Source organism: Alcanivorax sp. HI0044, from assembly GCF_001634945.1.
Genome location: NZ_LWEZ01000690.1, coordinates 1 through 829 on the forward strand (window position 1 = coordinate 1; position 829 = coordinate 829).

Annotated in this window: 1 protein-coding gene and 1 pseudogene; one reads left to right on the plus strand and one right to left on the minus strand. The window is 57.3% G+C overall.

Annotation, left to right across the window (positions count from 1 at the left end; all coding sequences use genetic code 11):
• A pseudogene (locus tag A3730_RS08340) lies at positions 1-464 on the plus strand (hypothetical protein); the annotation flags it as partial.
• A gap of 128 nt (positions 465-592) precedes the next feature.
• Here the strand turns inward: A3730_RS08340 and A3730_RS08345 are convergent.
• A partial coding sequence (locus A3730_RS08345; RefSeq protein ID WP_156501080.1) for an EAL domain-containing protein occupies positions 593-829 on the minus strand: 237 nt, incomplete at its 5' end.

The following is an 829-nucleotide window of genomic DNA, read 5'->3' on the forward strand; positions in this document are numbered from 1 at the left end:
AATGGTTACTGCGTCGCACGGAGCAATTGTTGAGTGATCCGTACCTGTATCGCGACGAGAACCTGGATGAGTTGCGCGAGTTGGTGAAGGTGGGCTGGCAGGACTTTTCCCAGCGCCCGGTGGCGGACCTGAAGGAACTGGTGAGCAGCGAGGATATTCAGGAGCTGTTCGTGATCGTGTTCGAGTACTGGCGGGATCTGCGCCACACGGATTACTTCAATGCCATGCTGGAAGCGGGCGTGCAGGCGTTTTTCGATAAATATGGTGATACCAGCCTCACTGGCCTGCTGGATGAGCTGGGCGTCACCCGCGAGCTGATGCTTGATGATGCCCGCCGCTTCCTGCCGCCAGTGATGGCCAAGCTGCAGAGCGAAGGGCTGCTGGAGGCGTGGCTGCGTCGGCACCTGGAAGGGTATTTTCGGGCGGAGGAGACGCTGGAGCTGCTGGGATCAGTTGACAGTTGATAGTGGACAGTTGACAGCGACACGCCGCAGCACGTCATGTTTTGAAACCGTAGAGGCCGCGCCCAAAGTTTGAGCGCGGCCTCTTTTATTTCAGACAAAACAGCCCTGTTCCGCGCAGCTGTCAACTATCAATTGTCAACTTTCAACTGCTGTCTATAGGCCTGGGTGTGTAGCAATTCCAGTAACTCGTTTTCCGGCACCGGGCGGCTGATCAGGTAGCCCTGGATGCTGTCGCAATGCATGTCGCGCAGAATGCTCAGGTGGTCTTCGGTTTCTACCCCTTCGGCGATTACGTTCATCTTCAGGCTGTGGGCCATGTCGATGATGGCGCGGGTAATGGCGGCATCGTCCGGGCTCTTGTCCAG